17 protein-coding genes and 1 tRNA gene are annotated in these 17,342 nt (G+C 64.0%); 8 read left to right on the forward strand and 10 right to left on the reverse strand.

Annotation, left to right across the window (positions count from 1 at the left end; genetic code table 11):
- The first annotated feature begins 152 nt into the window (after positions 1-152).
- The 3 genes from G455_RS0107360 to G455_RS0107370 all read left to right on the forward strand — a co-directional run bounded on the left by G455_RS0107360 (position 153) and on the right by G455_RS0107370 (position 3,151).
- Positions 153-1,598, forward strand: coding sequence for a divergent polysaccharide deacteylase family protein (locus G455_RS0107360; RefSeq protein WP_308434068.1), 1,446 nt, complete (start codon positions 153-155; stop codon positions 1,596-1,598).
- An 82-nt stretch (positions 1,599-1,680) separates the two neighbouring features.
- Complete coding sequence (locus G455_RS0107365) at positions 1,681-2,505, forward strand: helix-turn-helix transcriptional regulator (protein ID WP_035366320.1); 825 nt, start codon at positions 1,681-1,683, stop codon at positions 2,503-2,505.
- Between the two features lie 97 nt (positions 2,506-2,602).
- Complete coding sequence (locus G455_RS0107370) at positions 2,603-3,151, forward strand: YbhB/YbcL family Raf kinase inhibitor-like protein (RefSeq protein ID WP_028093107.1); 549 nt, start codon at positions 2,603-2,605, stop codon at positions 3,149-3,151.
- Between the two features lie 78 nt (positions 3,152-3,229).
- Here the strand turns inward: G455_RS0107370 and G455_RS0107375 are convergent, their stop codons facing one another.
- From G455_RS0107375 to G455_RS0107395, 5 genes are all read right to left on the reverse strand, one after another.
- A complete protein-coding gene (locus G455_RS0107375) occupies positions 3,230-4,723 on the reverse strand; it encodes an inorganic phosphate transporter (RefSeq protein ID WP_028093108.1) in 1,494 nt (497 codons plus the stop codon).
- 93 nt (positions 4,724-4,816) lie between these two features.
- Positions 4,817-5,302 carry an NUDIX hydrolase gene (locus G455_RS0107380; protein ID WP_028093109.1) on the reverse strand — a complete coding sequence of 162 codons (486 nt, stop codon included), beginning with the start codon at positions 5,300-5,302 and terminating at the stop codon, positions 4,817-4,819.
- A 98-nt stretch (positions 5,303-5,400) separates the two neighbouring features.
- Positions 5,401-6,210, reverse strand: coding sequence for a glycoside hydrolase family 25 protein (locus tag G455_RS0107385; protein ID WP_035366357.1), 810 nt, complete (start codon positions 6,208-6,210; stop codon positions 5,401-5,403).
- Positions 6,211-6,457: 247 nt separating this feature from the next.
- Positions 6,458-6,988 (reverse strand): hypothetical protein, encoded by a 531-nt coding sequence (locus G455_RS0107390; protein ID WP_028093111.1) that lies wholly within the window; start codon positions 6,986-6,988, stop codon positions 6,458-6,460.
- A gap of 362 nt (positions 6,989-7,350) precedes the next feature.
- Positions 7,351-7,728, reverse strand: a complete 378-nt coding sequence (locus tag G455_RS0107395) for a winged helix-turn-helix transcriptional regulator (RefSeq protein ID WP_028093112.1) — start codon at positions 7,726-7,728, stop codon at positions 7,351-7,353.
- A 124-nt stretch (positions 7,729-7,852) separates the two neighbouring features.
- Between G455_RS0107395 and G455_RS0107400 the strand changes: the two genes are divergently transcribed.
- Complete coding sequence (locus G455_RS0107400) at positions 7,853-8,764, forward strand: PLP-dependent cysteine synthase family protein (RefSeq protein WP_028093113.1); 912 nt, start codon at positions 7,853-7,855, stop codon at positions 8,762-8,764.
- 295 nt (positions 8,765-9,059) lie between these two features.
- Here G455_RS0107400 and trpE read toward each other — a convergent pair whose 3' ends face one another.
- The 5 genes from trpE to fabI form a co-directional block, all read right to left on the reverse strand.
- Entirely contained in the window at positions 9,060-10,571 is a 1,512-nt protein-coding gene (trpE, locus tag G455_RS0107410; RefSeq protein WP_028093115.1) for an anthranilate synthase component I, read from the reverse strand.
- 9 nt (positions 10,572-10,580) lie between these two features.
- Positions 10,581-12,425, reverse strand: a complete 1,845-nt coding sequence (locus G455_RS0107415; RefSeq protein ID WP_028093116.1) for a peptidyl-prolyl cis-trans isomerase — start codon at positions 12,423-12,425, stop codon at positions 10,581-10,583.
- Positions 12,426-12,509: 84 nt separating this feature from the next.
- Positions 12,510-13,685, reverse strand: coding sequence for an aminotransferase (locus G455_RS0107420; RefSeq protein WP_028093117.1), 1,176 nt, complete (start codon positions 13,683-13,685; stop codon positions 12,510-12,512).
- A 119-nt stretch (positions 13,686-13,804) separates the two neighbouring features.
- Positions 13,805-14,305 (reverse strand): xanthine phosphoribosyltransferase, encoded by a 501-nt coding sequence (gene gpt / locus G455_RS0107425; protein ID WP_028093118.1) that lies wholly within the window; start codon positions 14,303-14,305, stop codon positions 13,805-13,807.
- 25 nt (positions 14,306-14,330) lie between these two features.
- Complete coding sequence (gene fabI / locus G455_RS0107430; protein WP_028093119.1) at positions 14,331-15,137, reverse strand: enoyl-ACP reductase FabI; 807 nt, start codon at positions 15,135-15,137, stop codon at positions 14,331-14,333.
- A 178-nt stretch (positions 15,138-15,315) separates the two neighbouring features.
- Here fabI and pdxH point away from each other — a divergent pair, with 178 nt between their 5' ends.
- From pdxH to G455_RS0107450, 4 genes are all read left to right on the forward strand, one after another.
- On the forward strand, positions 15,316-15,921 hold the full coding sequence (pdxH, locus tag G455_RS0107435; protein WP_028093120.1) for a pyridoxamine 5'-phosphate oxidase: 606 nt from the start codon (positions 15,316-15,318) through the stop codon (positions 15,919-15,921).
- 154 nt (positions 15,922-16,075) lie between these two features.
- Entirely contained in the window at positions 16,076-16,666 is a 591-nt protein-coding gene (locus G455_RS23590) for a cold-shock protein (RefSeq protein WP_051312258.1), read from the forward strand.
- The gene (locus G455_RS0107445; RefSeq protein ID WP_028093121.1) at positions 16,663-17,127 is read left to right on the forward strand and encodes a DUF192 domain-containing protein; all 465 of its coding nucleotides are present in this window, start codon (positions 16,663-16,665) and stop codon (positions 17,125-17,127) included. The genes G455_RS23590 and G455_RS0107445 overlap by 4 nt, the downstream gene beginning before the upstream one ends.
- Before the next feature lie 43 nt (positions 17,128-17,170).
- Positions 17,171-17,247 (forward strand) — tRNA-Pro (locus G455_RS0107450).
- Positions 17,248-17,342 lie beyond the last annotated feature (95 nt).

Below are 17,342 nucleotides of genomic sequence, written 5' to 3' on the forward strand. Positions count from 1 at the left end.
ACCAGCATAATAATGGTGGTCGGGACATACATGCTCTGGGATGGCGGGCAGCGTCAAGGGCCGGGGGCGGGACAAATCGACCGCCGCGCCTGGCGCAAGACGCCGCAAAGCGGGGCAATTGGGCCTTAACCGGGTGGATCAGTGAGAGAGGCATGGCGGGTATGCGCGGATTTTTCGGGGGCTTCGGTCTGGGCGTTGTGGTCGCGGTGACCGGTGTCGCGGCGCTGTCTTTGGTGATGCCGTTGCCGCCACGACCGGATGTGGGGCCGGCGCCTGCCGCCGCGGTGCCGGAAACGCCGGCGGATCGTGGCGATGATCAGGCCGGGCTGGCCGCCAAGGGCAACGACGCCGATCTGGTCGAGGCGATGCCTCGGGCACCGTTGGCGGATCATCGGGCAGACGATCTGAATCCGCTTGCCAGTGCCGATACCGCGCCGGCGGAAAAGCCCAGCGTCGGCGGCGCGACGGAGATGCTCTCCGGTCCGCAGGAGGAGGCCGCCCCGCCCGCAGTTGATTCATCGGCCGCCGGCCCGGATGTGCCCAAGACCCCCGCCGCCGGGCCGGAGGCGCCGGGCGCTGACCGCAGCATCTCGATCACGGCTGATCCGGCGCAGCCGGCAGCACCGGCCCTGCCTGAGACGGATTCGGGATTTGCCGCGTTGGAAGAGGCGACGCCAGAGGTGGGCTCTGACGAGGACGAGGCTGCGACATCGGCGCCCGATGCCGGGACGATCGAGCCTATCGCCGGATCGGTTGAGGCGGCTTCGGGAGAGGGCAGTCAGGCGCCCCGTATCGCCGCCCTGCCGCAGGCTGGCACGGAGGCTGTGGTCAGTTCGGCACCGCTTGGGACACCGGTCAAGCCCATGATCGAGACCGATACGCCCCCGGATGCCGCGCCCGCTGCGGCCGAGACGGCGCTGGCGCTTTATTCCGTTCCGTTTGACAACCCCGATCACCGGCCGCTGCTGTCGGTCGTGTTGATCGACGACGCCCAGTCCATCGGGGCTGAAGCACTGGCCGATTTTCCCTATCCGCTGACCTTCGCCATCGACCCGTCCGAACCCGACGCGGGTGCCAAGATGCAACGCTATCGCGATGCCGGGTTCGAGGTGGTGATGTTGGCCGATCTGCCCGCAGCGGCGACGCCACAGGATGCGGAAGTCTCGATCGCGGTCTGGCGCACCGATGTGCCCGAGGCGGTGGCGATCCTGGAGGGCACCGGCAGCGGCATTCAGGGCAATCGGCAGCTTTCCGATCAGGTGACCGAGATCGCGCGCAGCGCCGGTCTGGGGCTGATCACCCTGTCGAACGGGCTGAACACGGTGCAGAAGCTGGCCGCGCGCGAAGGGGTGCCCTCGGCGGTGGTGTTCCGTGACTTCGACGGGGCCGGGCAGACGCCGACGGTGATGCGCCGGTTCCTGGATCAGGCGGCGTTCCGCGCTGGTCAGGAGGGGGCGGTGATCATGTTGGGCCGGGTGCGTCCCGACACCGTCAGCGCGCTGTTGATCTGGGGGCTGCAGGACAGGGCGCAGCGGGTGGCCTTGGCGCCGGTCTCTGCGGTGCTGACCTATACGCCCGGGGACGCGGCGCAGGAATAGCAGCCGCCGCAGGCGCGCCTCCGGTCCTGTCCCCTGTGGCGTGGCATTGGCGGCGCCTGCGCGGAGTGTCGGAGCAATGGTAATGGATCAACGGGTTACAGAGCTGGTGGGGCAGGACGCTGGCCTTGGGGCCGATGTCTCGATCTTCTCGATTACCCAGGCGACGGCGGTGACCTTCACCGATCTCTATCTTCGGCTGGCGCTTCTGGTCTTTGTCCAAACCGGCAGCAAGCTTGTGGTCTGCCCGCAGAATGGGGTGCTGATCGGCGAGGAGGGCGATCTGATGATCTTTCCGGCCGGGTCGCTGGTGACGCTGGAGAACCGCCCGGTGCTGAATGACAGCTATCGCGCTGTCGGTCTGTGTCTGTCGCATGATCTGGTCGATGCGGTCTTCGCCGATCAGCGGCTGTCGGCCGGGCCGCCGGGTATTCAGCTGCTGCGGCGGGACCTCGATCGTCCTGCGGAAATCCTCGGGTTGATCCGCGAGACGCTCGACAATCAGGCCCTGCCGCCCGAAATCCGGCGCCACCGTTTGCTGGAACCGCTGATCTGGCTACGCCAACATGGGGTGCGCCTGCCAAGGCGCGACCAGGACGAACCGCTGAACCGGGTGCGCGGTCTGATCGAGGCCGATCCCGGATATCCCTGGCGGATCGCGGATGTCGCGCGACGTCTCGCGATGAGCGAGGCGACCCTGCGCCGCAGGCTCACGGCCTCGGGCCATGGCTTCGCCAAAGTTCTGCTCAACACCCGGCTCGAGATCGGGTTGACCCTGTTGCAGACGACGGGGCGGCCGATCTCCGGCATCGCGCTGGACTGCGGCTTCAAGACGCCCTCGCATTTCTCGGATGCCTTCCGCAAACGTTTCGGAATTCGGCCACGGGCGATCCGGTCGGCGGGTGATTGAGCGTTTTTCGATAGTTTATGGCGGTTGTCCGGAAGCGGGCCGACGGGCTCGGGTCTATCTCTGCGGCATGATCAAACTCCCAGGAAAGGACTGTATCATGCGTCGCATTTCATTGATTGCCGGGGCCGTTCTGGCCGGCGCGCTGGCCGCCTCGGCGCAGGCCGAGGGGTTCCGTCTGACCAGTAGCACCATCGCCGAGGGCGCGCAGATGAACGAGGAACAGGTGTTTGCGGGCTTTGGCTGCGATGGCGGCAACCGGTCGCCGCAACTGTCCTGGTCGGGGGCGCCGGAGGGCACCAAGAGCTTTGCGGTGACGGCCTATGATCCCGATGCGCCGACCGGGTCCGGTTGGTGGCATTGGCAGGTGGTGGACATTCCCGCTTCGGTCACCACGCTCGAGGCGGGCGCCAGCGGGACCGCCGCCATGCCGGCGGGCGCGAAGGAGATCAGCAATGATTATGGTGTCACCAGTTTTGGCGGCGCCTGTCCGCCGCCGGGAGAGGTGCATCGCTATATCTTCACCATCTACGCCCTGCCGGTCGATACGCTCGGGCTGCCCGATGGCGCGCGCAATGCGCTGGCGGGCTTCATGATCAACAGCATGACGCTGGGCAGCGCGCGGATCACTGCCGTCTATACGCGCTGATCCGCCCTTGGTGGTCGGCCCGCTTGGGCCGGTCTCCGTTGGGTCTGTCTGCCGGGCCCAGGCCTCAGGTCTTAAGGCTCAGAGGAAGATCGCGCGCAGGGCCAGAAAGACCAGCGCCGACATGACCGCCGCCGCTGGCACGGTGATCACCCAGGCCGCCACGATGGTAAGGAAATGCGACCGTCGCACCAGTTTGCGGCGGCGGCGTTCCTCGACCGCGAGCCGCTTGCCCGGGCCGCTTTTCGACGGCACATGGCGGGCGGTGTACCATTCGCGGAAAAAACCGACGCCGAAGATCGCCCCCACCGCGATATGGGTCGAGGACACCGGCAGGCCAAAGCCGCTGGCCACGATCACCGTCAGTGCCGCCGACAGCGCCACGCAATAGGCGCGCATCGGGTTCAGCTTGGTGATCTGGCTGCCGACCATGCGGATCAGCTTGGGCCCGAACAGCACCAGGCCGAAGGAAATGCCGAAGGCACCGATGATCATCACCCAGGTGGGAATTTCGACCTTGCCTGAGATCTCGGCGAAATTGACCGAATGCACGATGGCGGCCAGCGGGCCGACCGCATTGGCCACGTCATTGGCGCCATGGGCAAAGGACAAGAGCGCGGCGGAGATCACCAGCGGCATGGCGAACAACGCCTTGAGCGATTTGTTGCGGTTCTCCATCCCCGCCGATTGGCGGCGCACGAAGGGGGCGGCGGCGGCATAGCTGAAAGCGCCGATCAGAACCCCGATCATCAGGGCGCTGCCGAGGTCGATATGGACGACTTTCTTCAGCCCCTTCAGCGCCAGATAGGTGGCGAAGGTGCCGGCCATGATCCCCACCAGCACTGGCACCCAGCGCTGCGCCGCGGCGATCTTGTCTTCGCGATAGATGATATAGATCTTGATGAAGGCCAGGAAGGCCGCCGCGATCACGCCGCCCAGCACCGGAGAGATCACCCAGCTCAGCGCGATTGCGCCCATGCTGGGCCAATTGACGGCGCCGAAGCCTGCAGCGGCGATGCCCGCGCCCATCACGCCGCCCACCACCGAATGGGTGGTGGAGACAGGCGCCCCGACCCAGGTGGCGAGGTTGACCCAGAGCGCCGAGGAAGTCAGCGCCGCCATCATCGCCCAGACAAAGATCTTGGTATCGGCGACGCTGGTCGGGTCGATGATCCCCTTGGAGATGGTCGAGACCACATCTCCCCCCGCCAGCAGGGCGCCGGCGCTTTCGCACAGCGCCGCGATCACGATGGCGCCGCCCATGGTCAGCGCGTTGGCTCCCACCGCCGGCCCCATGTTGTTGGCCACGTCATTGGCCCCGATGTTGATCGCCATATAGGCGCCCAGCACGGCGGCGGCGACGATGATCAGCCCCGAGGCCGATCCTGCCCCGGCAAGCAGCGCCGCCAGCAGTCCGACGATGACCATGAACGCGAGGGCGACGCCCAAGCCCACCATCGGCCGCGCTACATATTGCGCGGCGAGCTCAAGTTGGCCGATCCGGCCCAGATCCTTGTCGAGTGTCTTCCACTGGCGGGTGGTCGGGCTGTTGGTGTCGGGGCTGTCTTGGGGCATGGGCTCCTTCCGCCGCGCGCCGGGGGACCCGGCCTGCGCCCTGTCATGAAACTGTTACAGTCTGTTGGCGGATAGGATGGATCGGCGCGCAGATCAAGCGCGGGCCGCGAGTTCCTGTTCGAACTGTTGCAGAACACCGCGCAGGGCGGGTTCATCGACCCGGTCATGCGCCTGGGGAAGGCTGAGCCATTGGCGCTGGCGCCGGTCGGCCTCGGGGTAGTCCTTGCGCATTTCCTCGACCTCGACCGGATAGACCGAGACGCTGCAGCGCTGTTCGATCCCGTTCGGATGGCGCTTGATGCTGCTGAAACTGGTCAGCGGGTCCTGCCAGGGCTTGCCCCTGTGCACACCGGCCTCTTCCCAGGCTTCCTGCAGGGCGGTTTCCCAGCTGTGCAGCCCGTTGATCGGCCAGCCCTTGGGCAGGATCCAGCGCCCGTTAGAACTGGTGACCAGTAGAACCTCGGGCGTGTCCTGCCCCTGTGGCGTGCGAAAGCATAAGGCCGCAAGCTGCACCGGTTCGGGGCGGCTGATCATAAGCTTTATGCTTTCCAACCAGGGGATGGAGCGCGGGTTCATCATCGAGGGGTAGCCTTGCTGCTCTGTTTTGTTTTTACAACCTAGGGCAAATTGCCGCGATTTTCAAATGGGCAGCGCGATCTGCGCTTTCAAGGGGGCATTCAACCAGGCCAGACTGCCCATATTTCAGGCGGATGGGCAAAGACATTGATGTCCACAGGCCCATTGACGCCGGGCACCACGCCGGTGCCGGTATATTGCCAGAAGGCCCACCGGGCCCCGGGATAGGTCTCGGAGGGATGACCGGCGACCGAGCGCAGCCAGAACTGGGTGCCTTGCAGTCGGCCGATCCCGGTGTCGCGATAGAAATCCGGGGTGGTATAGATCACCGGACGCTTGCCGTAGTGGCGTTCCAGGATATCCAGAAATTTGCGCGCCTCGGCCCGGACGGTGGCGCCATCGGGGCGCTTGGGGCAGGTGCGCGACCGGTGGTTCCACTCCATGTCCAGCACATGGGGCAGGGCGTCGGGATCGCGCGGGACATGGCGGATGAACCAGCGGGCCTGTTCCGCTGCCGGGCGGCAGAAATAGAAATAATGATAGGCGCCGCGCCGGATACCGGCCTGTCCCGCGCCGTGCCAGTGGTCGCGGAATTTCGGATCGTCGTGATCGCCGCCCTCGGTCGCCTTGATATAGGCGAAGGAGACACCCGAGGCGCGTACCTGCTGCCAGTCGATATCGCCCTGATAGCGCGACACGTCGATGCCGTGGACGGAATAGGCGGCTGGGGTGGTCCCGGCCCAGTCATGCGGTTTCAGATCGCCGAAGCTTGGGGCGGGGAAGAAGCTCAGATGCGCCTCTGCGGGCGCAGTGGAGACCCGGCGCGGTGGTTCGGGGTTCGACTTGGGAACACGCGATCCGCAGGCAGTAAGGGCCAGCGCGGTGCAGAGAGAGAGGGTAAAGGCTTTCAGCACGAACGGCACCGGGGAAAAGAGAACAACAGCGTTGGGGGATTAACTCATGATGCGGGTGATTTGGCAATCGGTCACCGCGACCTTGGGCAGAGCTCCGCTTGGGAAAGGTTGAAGGGATGCTGATGACGTTAGGAGCGGGGGAAGCCGGTATTTCGACGGTTGCGGCGAAGGTCGGAAACGAGTCCAGTTTGCGGAATGCTGTATCGCCGCCAGATGGCAGCGAAGCGCAGAGAGCGAAGATTGATTAGTGCATTGCGAAACCGATTTTCGAGAAACCATGGCCATCGCCGGGGCGGTGCTGAAGCCATTCCATCACCTGGCCGAAGATCAGCTCATGGACGTTTTCAATCTCGGGGCAGTTCTTCCCGTCAAACGAGACGTCAAGAGCTTTCCCTGACACATCGACATTCACCTTGTCCCCGCGCCGCTTACACTCAACGTGCAAGATCAGGTTATGCTTTGGAAAAGCGCCCTCGGCCCTTTCGAGGATAACGCCAAAGGCAAACTTGAAAGAGCCATCGGATAGGTGCGACAGCGCATCCATGAAGAACTTCTCTTCTTCAGTATTGCCGTCTTCGTCCACGCTGAAGAGAGGCGTATAGCTCTGGCTATAGGTGGTGGTGCCTTCCTTCCGAGGGAAGTCTTTCGGCATGTCCAGATAATCATGCAGGCCGTTAACGATCAGCCGTGCCAGTGCCTCGTTTTCCTGCACGAATTGGCGTTCCGCATCTTTGTAGGAAGAAAATGCTGCGCGAAGTTCGTCGTATTTACTCATTATCGCCCCTCAAGCCATGTGCTTTTCTTCACGGTAGCCCGGCGCTTGGGTGTTGTCACCGCCTGAACATTTTCGGCGCAGCGATAGACGTTGGTGTTGACCAAATTCCTTGTCGCTATTGAGCTGATGGCACAATCCCGGTTGCTGACGGATGCGACGTTTTTTACGCTGCACAGCAGACGACCGGGAGACAAAGGGCCGCCTGCTGTCGTTACCGCCGGCGACGGGAGCGGCGGTTTGTCACGCAAAGCAGCCAATCGCATTCGGATGGGAAATGGCCTCTTTGTGCTGGAGCGTGGGTTCTCGTCCCCGTCGGCGGGGGGAGGGGCTGACATGTCCCTCAATCCGAACGCGGGGAAATCTCAGCCCGTGGCGTCGGTGACTGTCTTCGCCTGTTCCGGATCATAGAGGCCGCCGCCCAGATGCGCGTGCCCCCAGCTCATGATTTGCAGCAACACCGGCTCAAGTTCCTGCCCTCGCGCGGTCAGGGAGTAGCGATAGCGTACTGGCCTGTCCTGATAGGCCTCTCTTTCGACCAGCCCCCAGTCCATCAGCCGCTTCAACCGCTGCGACAGCAGGTTCGGCGGCAGGTGTTCCTCGCTGTTCTGCAACTCCTGAAACGTGTGCTTGCCGTGCCACATCAGGTCTCGCACCACCAGAAGGGTCCACTTGTCTCCAAGGATTTCGAGGCTGCGCGCAATTGAGCAGCGGGATCGGAATTCATGTTTCGGCGTGGTCATCTCATCCTCTGGTTCGGCATCGTTCGGGGCAGTCTAGCCTGGAGACTTAAGAAATGGAAGTTTGACTGGTTCTGTAACTTAATTTATGGAAGTGACTTGTGGAATACAGCGAAAGGTCCTTTCCATGATCGCCATCGGCAACACCCCCCTGATCAAATTGTCCCGTCTCACCGGACCGGATCACGCCGACATCTATGTGAAATGGGAGGGGGCGAACCCCACCGGCAGCATGAAGGACCGCATGGCGCTGTCGATGATCGAGGGCGCCGAGCGGAGGGGAGAGCTGAAACCCGGCGGGCGTGTCGTCGAATACACCGGCGGTAGCACTGGCAGCTCGCTGGCGATGGTCTGCGCCACCCGCGGCTACAAGGCGCATTTCGTGTCGTCGAACGGGTTTTCCGAGGAAAAGCTGCAAACCATGCGCGACTTCGGGGCTGAGGTCGAGATCGTCCATGCCGAGGGCGGGGTGCTGACCGCCGATGTGATCAACCGGATGATCGCCCGCGCGGGGGAGCTGACCGGGGAACCGGGCACCTTCTGGCCCGATCAGGTGAACAACATGGACAACAAGCTGGGCTATCACGGCATGGCGCAGGAAATTCTGGGCCAGTTGGACGGGCCGGTGGATGCCTTCGTCATGGCGGCGGGCGGCGGCGGCTGTATCTCGGGCAATGCCGAGGTGCTGAAGGCGCACAACCCCGACACCGAGGTCGTCGCGGTGGAGCCCTATTACGTGCGCAATGTCTCCGGCGGTGACACCAGTGGCACGCATAAGCTGGAAGGGATCGGCCTGTCCTTCGTGCCGAAGATCCTGCGGCTCGATCTGATCGACAGGGTGATCCCGGTGAAGGACGAAGATGCCTATCGGGGCGCCCGGTCGCTGGCCCGGCAGGAGGGGCTGCTGGGCGGGGTGACATCCGGCGCCAATATCTGGGCCGCGCTGCAGAAGGCCAGGGAGCTGGGACCGGGCAAGCGGGTTGTGACCGTGATCGTCGACACCGGTCTGCGTTACCTGAACGATGACCTCTATCGGTAGCGGTTCATAAATCCGGGGGGCCGGCCGGTTTCCTTGCCAAGCGGCTGGCGGCGTTCGACACGGCGGGTGAGTTCTGCGCGAGCTCTGCGATATCGCTGCCCCCGCGCAGCACTGCGGGCATTGGGACTGCGCTTTGTCTAGCCAGCCGGATGGCGATCTCAATCTGAGATTCCGCCATGGCGGCGACCGGCAGGTTCAGGCAGATCGCGCAAAAGGCTAACGCGTATCTCATGGCGTGTTCCAAGGCGCGTGGCGGTTGAGGCCGGCGGCCGGCTATCGCCCTGAGGTCAAGTCTTCAGCGGTTACCGTTGCCCGAGAATCGTGCGGCATCGGCCGCGGCGCGGCGGATGGCGTTCGATTTGTGCACCGTTTCCATATATTCGCTGTCCGGGTCGCTGTCATAGACGACACCGCCGCCGGCCTGGATATAGAGCTTTTGGTCTTTCACGATCGCCGTGCGTAGCGCGATGCACATGTCCATGTCACCGCCGGCGCTGAAGTACCCGACGCCGCCGCCGTAAAGGCCGCGCTTCTCGGGCTCCAGCTCGTCGATGATCTCCATCGCGCGGACCTTGGGTGCGCCCGAGACAGTGCCGGCCGGCATGCCGGCGAAGAAGGCGTCGAGTGCGTCCTTGTCCTCGGCCAGTTCACCCACCACGTTCGACACGATGTGCATCACGTGGGAATAGCGTTCGATGGTGAATTTCTCGGTCGGGCGCACGGTGCCGATCTTGGCCACGCGCCCCACATCGTTGCGCCCCAGATCGAGCAGCATCAGATGTTCGGCCAGTTCCTTCTGATCGGCCAGCAGATCCGCCTCGAGCGCGCGATCCTCCTCGGGCGTGGCGCCGCGGGGGCGGGTGCCGGCGATCGGGCGGATGGTCACCTCGCGGCCGAAGACGCGCACCAGTATTTCCGGGCTGGCGCCGACAACATGGAAACCGCCGAAGTTGAAATAGAACATGAAGGGCGACGGGTTGGTGCGCCGGAGCGAGCGGTAGAGCGCGAAGGGCGGCAGCGGGAAATCCTGCGTCCAGCGTTGTGCCGGCACCACCTGAAAGATATCGCCGGCCCGGATGTAATCCTTGGCCTTCTCCACCGCCGCCTTGTAGCTTTCGCGGGTGAAATTCGACTGTGGGTCCCCGCTCTCCTGCGCCTCGCCCAGTCCGCGGGATTCCGATGGCATGCCGCGATCGAGATCGCGGACCGCATCCATCACCCGTTCTGCGGCTTGGGCATAGGCGGCCCGCGCCGACAGCCCGTCATTGGCCCAGGCGGGAGAGACCACGGTGACCTCGCCCTTGACGCCATCCAGAACGGCGACGACCGAGGGCCGCATCAGAACCGCATCGGGCAGGCCAAGCGGATCGGGGTTCACATTCGGCAGATACTCGATCAACCGTACCATGTCATAGCCGAGATAGCCGAAGAGACCCGCCGCCGATTGCGGCAGATCCTCGGGCAGGTCGATCCGGCTTTCGGCGATCAGGGCGCGCAGGCTGGTCAGCGGATCGCTCGCCACGGGCTCGAACCCATCGGGGTCGAAACGCGCCTGTCGGTTGAGGAACGCCTGCTCGCCATTGCAGCGCCAGACCAGATCCGGCTTCATCCCGATGATCGAATAGCGCCCGCGCACCTCGCCGCCGGTGACCGATTCCAGCATGAAGGCATCCTTCTGCGCGCCGGTCAGTTTCAGCATCAGCGAAACGGGAGTGTCCAGGTCGGCGGCGAGCCGCATGTAGACGACCTGATTCTGCCCGGCCTCATAGGCGCGGGCGAAAGTTTCGAAATCGGGGGTGAGTGCCATGGTCTTGCCTTACTGGAAGTTCGCCTGGGCCGCGTTCAGCGCCCTTTGATCCACCGTAGGATGGGCCCGGAGCTGGGCATCCCGCGCGTAGGCGTTGAAAATCTGCTGCGCCAGCGACTGGTCGATCTGCTGCGCGATGCCTTTGCGCATCGCATCCAGATCCGGGGTCTCTTCGGGCGGCAGCACTTCGTTCAGGCGCACGATCTGCACCATCTGATCGCCGGGAATGATGCGGATTTCGCCAGGGGCCATGGTGAAGACCTGGGTCATCAGATCGGGTGAGCTGTCCTCGAGGAAGGCGGTGCGGGTCAGCCCGACCTCCTGCCGCACGGTCAGCCCGGCGCCGGCCAGATCGCCGGTGTCGCCCAGACCGTCGACGATGGATTGCGCCTGCGCGGCCAGCGCGGTGCGGGTTGCCTCGGCGGTCCAGCCTTCGACCACCCGGTCGCGGGCATCCTCGAAGGGCTCAGGGCGCGGCGGCAACAGCTTGTCGAGCTGCAGCGCGAACAGGCCACCGTCTTCAAGGAACTTGACCTCGGGGAAATCATCGGCGGTCACCTTCGAGGCCGCCGCGCGGAAAGCGTCATAGGCGGCCACACCGTCCGAACTTTCCGTGGTCCAGTCGATGGTTCCCAGTTCCATGTCGGTTTCGTCGGCCAGCTCCTTCAGGGTCGCGCCGCCGGCCAGCCGGTCGTTGATATCCTCGGCTTGCGCCTCGATCAGGCGGCGGGCGCGTTCCGAAGCGAGCTCGTCGCGCAGTTCGTCTCGGGCCTCCTCATAGGGGGTCGCCTGGGCGGCCAGCACGCCGTTCACACGGTAGAGCGCCGGGCCCAGGTTGCTGGGCAGCGGGCCGACCACATCATCGACGTTGGCGGCAAAGACGGCATCGGCCGCCTGGCCCAGATCGTCGCGCCCGAGATCGCCCATATCGACGTCGGACATCGCCAGACCGCGCTGGTCGACCAGTTGTTCGAACGTGGTGCCGCCGACCTCGATCTGCGCCATGGCGTCCTTGGCGGCCTGTTCGTCCGGGAAGACCAGCCGTTCGACCAGCCGGCGTTCGGGCGTGTTATAGTCGGCCTGACGCTCGTCATAGAGCCGGCGGATTGAGGCTTCGTCGACATCGACCTGATCCAGAATCATCTCGGGCGTCAGCAGCGCATAGGTGATGCTCTTGGTCTCGGGCAGGGTGAACTGATCGCCATGGGCCTCGTAATAGGCCTTCAGCCCGGCTTCGTCCGGCGCCGGCAGCGGATCGCTCAGCGCATCGGCTGTCAGCGTCGCGAAGGAAAAGCTGCGCCGGGCGCCGATGTAATCGACCAGGGCGTCGGTCATCGCCTGCGGCATCTTCACGCCGCCGACAATCGCGCTTTGGACCAGGGTCCGGGCGGCCTCGTGGCGCAGATCGGTCTCGAAATCGACATCGTTGAGGCCGGCTTGATCCAGCTGGAAGCGGTAGGTGTCGCGATCGAATTTCCCATCGGGCCCGTGAAAGGCCGGAATGGCGAGGATTTCCTTTTGCAGGGCCTCGTCGCCGATGCTGATGCCAAGCTGATCGACTTCATTGTCGAGCGAGGCCAGCGCGACGAGCTGCCCCAGCACCTGCTGATCCAGCCCCATGGCCTTGACCTGGCTCATCTGCAGCGCTTGACCGCCTTGCGCCTCGACGGCACGAATCTCGCGTTGCAGCTCCCGGGCATAGGCCTCGGTGCTGACGGTCTGATCGCCGACGGTGGCAACCGTGTGGGCGGTGCCGGTCAGATTGGTGGCGCCGAACCCCGCCAGACCCGCGACTAGCAGACCCATCAGGATCCAGACAAAGGTTTTCGATAGCTCTTTGACCCGCGCGGCCATGGCGCCCCCTATTCTGGCAATGCCGTTTGTATCGGCGCCCTCAATACGACGGGCGCCGGAGGGGGGCAAGCTCAGATGCCCGCCTCAGAGTCGGAGTGCGGCCAGCCGGTCGATCATTTCCGCGATACCGGCGCGATCGGTGTTGGCGAAGGCGATGCGCAGATGCCGCATCCCTGAGGGATCCTGCGCCGGCACGAACATGCTGGCCGGCAGCGCGAGGATCGAGGCCGCGTGAACCAACCGTTGCGCCAGCGCCTCGGAGGCCAGATCGAAGGGATGTTCGACATAGGCGAAATAGGCGCCCAGCCCCTTGAGCCGCCAGCCGTGATCGTCAAGCCGCGCGAAGCCCTGCGCCAGGGCGGCGCGCCGGGCCAGAATCTCGTCGCGTTCTCCCTTCACCCAATCGCCCAGGGTGCGAATGCCGGTCAGCGCCGCGAACTGGCCCACCTGGCTTGGGCAGATCGTCACGGTATCGAGGTATTTCTCCACCTCCAGCAGCATCGCGGGGGAGGCGACCAGTGCACCGACCCGGTGGCCGGTCAGCCGATAGGCTTTCGAGAAGGAATAAAGATGCACCAGGGTGCGGTCCCAGTCGGGATCCGTAAATAGATCATGCGCGGCGCCGTCGCGGCTGTCGAAATCGCGATAGGTTTCGTCGACGATCAGCTTGATGCCGCGCGCCTGAGCCAGATCATAGAAGGCGCGCAGGATGCCGGCGGGATATTCGGCACCGCTCGGGTTGTTCGGTGTCACCAGCACGATGGCCCGGGTGCGCGGGGTGATCAGCGCCGCCGCGCGGCCCGGATCGGGGATCAGATCGTCGCCGCAGGGCAGGGGCAGGGTGCTGACCCCGGCCATGTCCAGACACATCTTGTGGTTGAAATACCAAGGTGTCGGCAGGATCACTTCGTCGCCCTCGCCGGTCAGTGCGGCGATGGCAGCGCTAAAGGCCTGGTTGCAGCCCGAGGAGATCGCCACCTGGCCGGGCGCCACGGCGCCACCGTAAATCCCCGCGATCTGCGCTGCCAGGGCCGTGCGCAGCTCGGGCATGCCCAGCACCGGGCCGTACAGATGCGCCTGCGGGACGGTCAGGATGAATTCCGCCATCGCCTGGCGCAGCGCTTCGGGCGGCGGGTCGATGGGGGCGGCTTGGCTGACATTGATCAGCGGCCGGTCGGCGGGGAAGGAAACGCCCTCGATCCAGCGGCGCGAGGCGACGATGGGGGCGGGAAAAGTGGCCTCGGTGCGGGTGGGCGACATGGGGCTCGGGTCCTTGTTCGAGGGGCCCAAGCTGGGACCGGGCCCGCCTGTGCCCCTTGTTCTCTGTCCAAATGATCAAGTGTCGCCGGACGAACGGCCGCGCCGACGGCGGGTGCCGCTCAGTCGAGCGCGCGATAGGGCTTAACGTACTGCAGCGCGGTATCCCAAGGGAAGAAAATCCAGGTGTCCTGGCTGACTTCGGTAATGAAGGTATCGACCTGTGCCCGCCCCTTGGGCTTGGCATAGACGGTGGCGACATGCGCTTCGGGCATCAGGGCGCGCACCACTTCCAGGGTGCGGCCGGAATCGACCAGATCATCGACGATCAGGATGCCTTCGCCCTTGCCGACGATATCCATGTCAGGCGACTTGATCACCACCGGATCGCTCTGGGTCTGGTGGTCGTAGGATTTCACGCTGATGGTGTCGACGGTGCGGATATCAAGCTCGCGCGCGACGATCATCGCCGGCGCCATGCCGCCGCGGGTAATGGCCACGACCGCGCGCCAGCCGCCTTCTGGCGCGTGTCCCTGCAGCCGCCAGGCCAGCGCCCGCGCATCGCGGTGCAACTGATCCCAGCTGACGAGAAATCCCTTCTCATGCGGCAGCAAGTCGGTCATCGGCTTATTCCTCAGGCGGTTTGGCTCAGTTCTTGGCGATGTCGGGGGCGTCGACGGCCTTCATGCCGACGGCGTGATAGCCGGCGTCAACATGTAAAACCTCGCCGGTCACCCCTGCGCCCAGATCGGACAGAAGATAGAGCGCGGAATTACCGACATCTTCGATCGTCACGTTGCGCCGCAGCGGTGAGTTATATTCGTTCCACTTCATGATGTAGCGGAAATCGCCGATGCCCGAGGCCGCCAGCGTCTTGATCGGTCCGGCCGAGATCGCATTGACGCGAATGCCGTCCTTGCCAAGGTCCTCGGCCAGATAGCGTACGCTCGCCTCGAGCGCTGCTTTGGCGACACCCATCACATTGTAATGGGGCATAACCTTCTCGGCACCGTAATAGGTCAGCGTCAGCGCGGCGCTGCCTTCGGACATCATCTTTTCCGCCCGCTGCATCACCGCAGTGAAGGAATAGACTGAGATATCCATGCTCAGGGTGAAGTTGGCGCGGCTGGTGTCGACGTAGCGACCGCGCAGCTCGTTCTTGTCGGAGAAGCCGATGGCGTGAACGATGAAGTCCAGCTCACCCCATTTCTCCTTCAGCGCCTCGAACAAGGCGTCGATCGAAGCCTCGTCACCGACATCGCAGGGCAGGACGATTTCGCTGCCGAGTTGTTCGGCGAGTGGCATGACCCGCTTTTTCAGCGCGTCGCCCATGTAGGAAAAGGCCAGCTCAGCACCCGCGCCGGACAGCGCTTTGGCGATCCCCCAGGCGATAGATTTGTCATTGGCCAGGCCCATGATCAGGCCGCGCTTCCCGGCCAATAGTTGTGACGACATCTTGATCCTCCGCCTGTCGAACGGTCTGGATCAGTCCTTTAGGCGATTGCCATTCTCGCTTCAAGGGCGTGCAGTCACCGCAGAAGTCCGATGTCACGCGCGAAGAAGCGCTTCGGTCAGGCTTGCCCGGCGCGCGGGAGCGTTCTAGTGTCCCGACATATTCCATGATGGGGATACCATGGGCGACAGAAGCGGTATTTTTGCCGGCGATGATCCATTTGTCATCGCACGGCGGTGGCTTGCCGAAGCCGAGGCAAGCGAAGTGAACGACCCGAACGCGATTGCCATCGCTACGGTCGATGAAGAGGGGCTGCCGGATGTGCGGATGGTCCTGCTGAAGGAGATCGAGGATAACGCCTTCGTCTTCTATACCAATTACACCAGCGCCAAGGCGCAGGAACTGGACCAGGCGGGCAAGGCGGCATTCGTCATGCATTGGAAATCGCTGCGCCGGCAACTGCGGGTGCGCGGGCTGATCACCAAGGAGGACGGGCCCAAGGCAGATGCCTATTATGCCTCCCGCTCGCTGAAAAGCCGGCTAGGGGCCTGGGCCTCGCGTCAAAGCCAACCGCTGGAAAGCCGCACGGCGCTGGTGGCAGAGGTCGCCAAGGTGACCGCGCGCTTCGGCACTAATCCGCCCAGACCGCCGTTCTGGGGCGGATATCGGCTTACGCCGGTGCAGATCGAATTCTGGGCCGATGGTGCCTTTCGCCTGCATGATCGTTTCGTCTGGCGCCGCCAGACGCCTGAAACAGCTTGGGAAATTCAGCGCTTGAACCCGTGACGTCTGCGTTACGTGAATTGCAACGCCTTGAATTTTGGTGCGGAATTTTGGCCAATTCGACGTTTTGCGCTTGAAACTCTTCTTGGGTTTGTAGCAGACAGGCAGGCAAATCTCGAATATGTGCGTATAACGCAAGGACGCGGAAACAAAAGTAGTGGCGGAAGATCTGAGCAGCATGCAGCAAGTGGAAGGTCAGGTGAAATGGTTCGATCCGGCCAAAGGGTATGGCTTTGTGGTGTCGGATCTGGGCGGACCGGATATCCTCCTGCACGTGAATGTACTGCGGAATTTCGGCCAGAGCTCGGTCGCTGACGGCTCCAGGATCGAGATTGTAACCCATCGCACCGAACGTGGTGTGCAGGCGGTCGAGATCGTTTCGATCACCCCGCCGGCGCGGACCGAGGGGCCGGTGCTGTCCGATTTCAGTCATCTCGATATCGAAGAGCTGCATGGCCATCCGCTGGAACCGGCGCGGGTCAAATGGTTCGACAAGGCCAAGGGGTTCGGCTTTGCCAACGTCTTCGGCAGCGAAGAGGATGTGTTTTTGCATATCGAGGTGCTGCGCCAGTCCGGCCTGGCCGACCTGCAGCCGGGCGAAGCGCTGGCGATGCGGGTGATCGACGGGCGCCGCGGCCGCATGGCAGCCGAGGTTCTGGCCTGGGAGGCCGCGGTGGAGGCGCCCGCTACCCCTGCTGCCAGTGACGAGGCCGAGGAGCCCCGGGTGGAGAACGTCCAGGCGTCATGATCCGGCGTCTTGCCCTCGCGTCGATTCTGATCTGCGCTGCAGGTGCTGCGCTGGCGCAATGCCGGGCGGATCGGGTTGATCTGCGCGGCGATTGGGGGCAGGCGGGGTTTTCCGTCGAACTGGCCGTGACGCCGCAGCAACGCGCCCGCGGGCTGATGTATCGCCAGACCCTGCCGCGCGGCGCGGGGATGTTGTTCGTCTATGATCCGCCGCAACATGTTTCTTTCTGGATGAAGAACACCCTGATTCCGCTGGATATGCTGTTCCTCGACCGTCAGGGGGTGGTTCGGCGCGTGCATAGTGATGCCACGCCCGGCGATCTGACCCCGATTGACGGTGGCGAGGGCATCTTTGCGGTGCTGGAAATCAATGCCGGGCTGGCGCGCCGCTATGGAATTGCGCCTGGCACGGTGATGCGCCATCCGATTTTTTCCCAAGGACCTGCCGTCTGGCCTTGTTAGGGCTTTTCAAATCCGATTGTCGCCGCTAGACAGGCGCACGGTCCGGGGCGTGGCGCAGTCTGGTAGCGCACCTGTTTTGGGTACAGGGGGTCGTGAGTTCGAATCTCGCCGCCCCGACCATCCTTCTGAAATCGTCTGATCCAGCTCTCTCGCCTTGCTGTTTTTGCTTGCGGGCCGGGGTCGTGACCATCTTTCTCTCCACTTTGTCGATTTGC

This window comes from Pseudodonghicola xiamenensis DSM 18339 (assembly GCF_000429365.1).
GTDB classification, from domain to species: domain Bacteria; phylum Pseudomonadota; class Alphaproteobacteria; order Rhodobacterales; family Rhodobacteraceae; genus Pseudodonghicola; species Pseudodonghicola xiamenensis.

Bases quoted from the DNA above. Each gene is read 5' to 3' on its own strand.
- G455_RS0107360 (WP_308434068.1), top strand. From the start codon at position 153: ATGGCGGGTATGCGCGGATTTTTCGGGGGCTTCGGTCTGGGCGTTGTG.
- G455_RS0107365 (WP_035366320.1), top strand. From the start codon at position 1,681: ATGGATCAACGGGTTACAGAGCTGGTGGGGCAGGACGCTGGCCTTGGG.
- G455_RS0107370 (WP_028093107.1), top strand. From the start codon at position 2,603: ATGCGTCGCATTTCATTGATTGCCGGGGCCGTTCTGGCCGGCGCGCTG.
- G455_RS0107375 (WP_028093108.1), bottom strand. From the start codon at position 4,723: ATGCCCCAAGACAGCCCCGACACCAACAGCCCGACCACCCGCCAGTGG.
- G455_RS0107380 (WP_028093109.1), bottom strand. From the start codon at position 5,302: ATGATGAACCCGCGCTCCATCCCCTGGTTGGAAAGCATAAAGCTTATG.
- G455_RS0107390 (WP_028093111.1), bottom strand. From the start codon at position 6,988: ATGAGTAAATACGACGAACTTCGCGCAGCATTTTCTTCCTACAAAGAT.
- G455_RS0107395 (WP_028093112.1), bottom strand. From the start codon at position 7,728: ATGACCACGCCGAAACATGAATTCCGATCCCGCTGCTCAATTGCGCGC.
- G455_RS0107400 (WP_028093113.1), top strand. From the start codon at position 7,853: ATGATCGCCATCGGCAACACCCCCCTGATCAAATTGTCCCGTCTCACC.
- trpE (WP_028093115.1), bottom strand. From the start codon at position 10,571: ATGGCACTCACCCCCGATTTCGAAACTTTCGCCCGCGCCTATGAGGCC.
- G455_RS0107415 (WP_028093116.1), bottom strand. From the start codon at position 12,425: ATGGCCGCGCGGGTCAAAGAGCTATCGAAAACCTTTGTCTGGATCCTG.
- G455_RS0107420 (WP_028093117.1), bottom strand. From the start codon at position 13,685: ATGTCGCCCACCCGCACCGAGGCCACTTTTCCCGCCCCCATCGTCGCC.
- gpt (WP_028093118.1), bottom strand. From the start codon at position 14,305: ATGACCGACTTGCTGCCGCATGAGAAGGGATTTCTCGTCAGCTGGGAT.
- fabI (WP_028093119.1), bottom strand. From the start codon at position 15,137: ATGTCGTCACAACTATTGGCCGGGAAGCGCGGCCTGATCATGGGCCTG.
- pdxH (WP_028093120.1), top strand. From the start codon at position 15,316: ATGGGCGACAGAAGCGGTATTTTTGCCGGCGATGATCCATTTGTCATC.
- G455_RS0107445 (WP_028093121.1), top strand. From the start codon at position 16,663: ATGATCCGGCGTCTTGCCCTCGCGTCGATTCTGATCTGCGCTGCAGGT.